Consider the following 3,233-nt stretch of genomic DNA (forward strand, 5'->3'; position numbering starts at 1 on the left):
GAGCTCTACTTCAAGGTCCTCGACGTGCTGGAGAGGGGCGGCTTCGAGGTCGAGGACGCAGGGGCCAGGATAGAGAGGAGCAAGGCGGAAGTGACCGGGCTCGTCGGCGATATGGGCAGCGAGGAGGTCGAAAGGTACCTCGGGCTCATGCCGCGGCGCTACCTGCTCTCGAACGACCCGGCCTCGATAGCGAAACACTTAAAGGCCGTAAAGGAGCTCGACAGCGGCGCCTCCTGCGTAATGAAGACGACGCTCATGGAGGAACGCGAATATACGGAGATAGTCGTATGCACCTACGACCTCCACGGACTGTTCGCGATGATAACGGGAGTTATGGCGGCCAACTCCATAAACATACTCGGCGCCCAGATAAACACGCTCACCAACGGCATAGTGCTCGACGTCCTGCAGGTGAATACCGTCCTCGGCGAGCCCATAACCTCCGAGGCCAAGCTCCGGAGCATCGAGAAGGATTTAGAGAGCGTCATTAGCGGTAGGGTGCGGGTGGAAGAGCTCGTCGGGAAGGTCAAAACCCCCTCCATACTCGACACCAAGGCAACGCCCGCCGTGCCCACGAGGGTCCGGATAGATAACGAGGTATCGGACGACTATACGGTGCTCGACATACAGACCCGCGACAGGGTGGGGCTCCTCTATACGATAAGCTCCGCCCTTACCCGCCTCGCCCTCTATATACACATAGCCAAGGTATCGACAAAGGGGGGGGAGGCCTCGGACGTCTTCTACATAAGGGACATCTTCGGGCAAAAGATATACTACGACAAGAGGCTTAAGGATATCGAGGACACGCTCAAGAAGGCCATAGACGGGGACGGCGATGGGTAGGGGAGAGGGAAAAGAATGGCTCGTCGAGGAGTTCCTGGACTCCCTTATTCTTGAGAGGGGTCTGTCCGAAAATACCCGGGAGGCGTACGAACGGGACCTGAATGCATATACCGCCTATCTCAAGAAAGACCCCCTGAAGGCCGAGGCCGGAGATATAACGGGCTTTCTGGCGAACCTCAGGAAGAGGGGGCTCTCGGCCCGCTCCTCGGCCAGGGCCCTCATATCCGTAAGGGGTTTTTACAAATATCTCCTGAAAAAAGGAGAGCTTAAACAATCCCCCTGCGCCTCGGTTGATATCCCGCGCATGGAAAAGCGCCTTCCCGGGGTCCTCGCCCTAAGCGAGGTGGAACTGCTCTTAAGCGCCCCGGCGACGAAAACCGCGACCGGACTCAGGGACAGGGCCATGATCGAACTCCTCTACGCCACCGGGGTCCGGGTCTCCGAACTTACAGGCCTTAAACTCAACGACCTGAACCTCCAGGCGGGCTTTATCCTGGCCTTCGGCAAAGGCGGCAAGCAGAGGCTCATCCCCATGGGGGAGGAGGCCATGGTGTGGCTCAGGCGATACCTTGACGAGGGGGAGGGGGGGGAGGGGGGCAGGTCCGCCATTTTAAAGGGTCGCGTCGCGGAGCACCTGTTCGTTACCGCCAGAGGCGGCGGCATGACGAGGCAGAACTTTTGGGCCATGCTCAAGAAGTACGCCACTCTGGCAGGCATTGACCGGGAGAAAATAAAACCCCATATCCTGCGCCACTCCTTTGCAACGCACCTTCTGGAGAGGGGGGCGGACTTAAGGGCGGTCCAGCAGATGCTCGGCCATGCCGACATCTCCACCACCCAGATCTACACCCACGTCTTGACCGAGAGGCTCAAGAGGGTGCATAAGACGCACCACCCGAGGGGATAGCCCCGTTAAAAATTGCTATTTTTCCCGATCTCTTCGTTCGGGCGAAAATAAAAATGCTCATATATTGGCATATATGCTGCGCTTTTTATTTTAGCCCGCTTGGAGGCCGCTTCGGCCCTCGACCTCGAAAAAAATATCTAATTTTTAGAAACAACCGAATTCAATGTTTCGGTGTGTCCCCACACCGAAACATTAGGGAACCACTCGAATTCCCGCAGTGCCTGTCATTCCCGCGCACGCGGGAATCCAGACGCTGTCCCCGCGAAGCTTGTCCCTGTGAAAGCAGGGAGCTGGGAACAAGAATAAAATAACTGGATTCCTGCTTTCGCAGGAATGACTATTTTGGCGTAGAGAACGTGGGGTAGGGAAAGCTGGTAATCCTGCACGTCCCGGCCCAGTAGGGGCCGGAACGTGCATATCTGTAAGCACTAAAAGTATCCGGTAACCTTGTTCCAGTAGTAAAGAGTGGTAAAAAAGCCTGCAGTGCTTAATATGGCAAGCAAGTCAGCAATAAAAAAGGAAACAAGCGTCAAATAGGTGGGTAGTAGGACCGACTTTTTATCCAAGATGTATTTATTGTTAGATAATGTAGTATAGACGAAGGACTCCTGTCTCCATCCGAAGTAATTAAATACTTGAATGAAGAAGGCAGAAATGGTTGTAATCAACGCTGCCAATCTGAACTTATTAGTAAGGACAGGGTCGCAGTCTCCATTGCATAAGTCGTGCAATGATTTTAAAAGGAGCAAAGACAGAGAAATTATGGTTGCAGAAAGGGCAACGCCAGATTGACGATAACGTGCGCGAGTATCGTGGACCCTGTTCTGGTCGTCTGACATCTTCCAAAAGTAGCATAGCCGGGGGGCAGGGGGCAAGGGGGAAAACGGGGGTGTACGCGTAGCGCACGGAGCCTTCCTGAACCTCCCGGCCTGATTTGACATAATATCCATTATGCGACATTACTCCGGAGTGAGCGGAAGGCGGCCTATATCGCTAACCGGGCGGCGGCACCCTTAATATTTTATATTAAAGAGCGTCCGTAAGTGGCTGTAATCCAAGGGAGTTGCGGTGCTCTTGGTCTCTTTTTCCTCATGCGCCGTGGGCCACAGGTAGCTGACCTTCCCTATGTACCTGTTCAGCGGGTTGTCTCTTGAGAAAAACGGGATCGGAGGGGGACGCCTCGGGCTTATCTTCTGCAACTCGGCGAGCAGCCCCTCGTGGGTCTTATCCGCCTTAAGCCCCTCTCTCATGGCCTTAAGCGCCGCCTCCTTGTGGCCGCACAGAACAAACACCTTCCCGAGGTTCAGGAAGATATCCGGGTTGGAAGGGTCCCTGTTCTTCGCTATGACGCAGAGCGAGAGGGCCTGCTCGTAGTCTTTCTCGGAGGTTGCAAGGCAGAGCCCGTAGTAACTCATGGCAAGGGGGTCGAACGTGAAGCACATATCCTTCTCGAAGATCTCTATCGCCTCTTTAAAGCGGC

General features: G+C 54.9%; 3 protein-coding genes. 2 read left to right on the forward strand and 1 reads right to left on the reverse strand.

What is annotated here, in order from left to right:
* Together V3W31_05585 and xerD are read left to right on the forward strand one after the other, a co-directional pair.
* Positions 1-846 (forward strand): [protein-PII] uridylyltransferase (locus tag V3W31_05585; protein ID MEE9614412.1); only part of this gene is annotated, 846 nt, incomplete at its 5' end.
* Positions 839-1,753 (forward strand): site-specific tyrosine recombinase XerD, encoded by a 915-nt coding sequence (gene xerD / locus V3W31_05590; GenBank protein MEE9614413.1) that lies wholly within the window; start codon positions 839-841, stop codon positions 1,751-1,753. The genes V3W31_05585 and xerD, both read left to right, overlap by 8 nt.
* A 1,013-nt stretch (positions 1,754-2,766) precedes the next feature.
* Here the strand turns inward: xerD and V3W31_05595 are convergent.
* The coding region (locus V3W31_05595; protein ID MEE9614414.1) for a hypothetical protein at positions 2,767-3,233 on the reverse strand (467 nt) is incomplete at its 5' end.

Source organism: Thermodesulfobacteriota bacterium, from assembly GCA_036482575.1.
In the GTDB taxonomy this organism is placed as follows: Bacteria; Desulfobacterota; GWC2-55-46; order GWC2-55-46; family JAUVFY01; genus JAZGJJ01.

Bases quoted from the DNA above. Each gene is read 5' to 3' on its own strand.
- xerD (MEE9614413.1), top strand. From the start codon at position 839: ATGGGTAGGGGAGAGGGAAAAGAATGGCTCGTCGAGGAGTTCCTGGAC.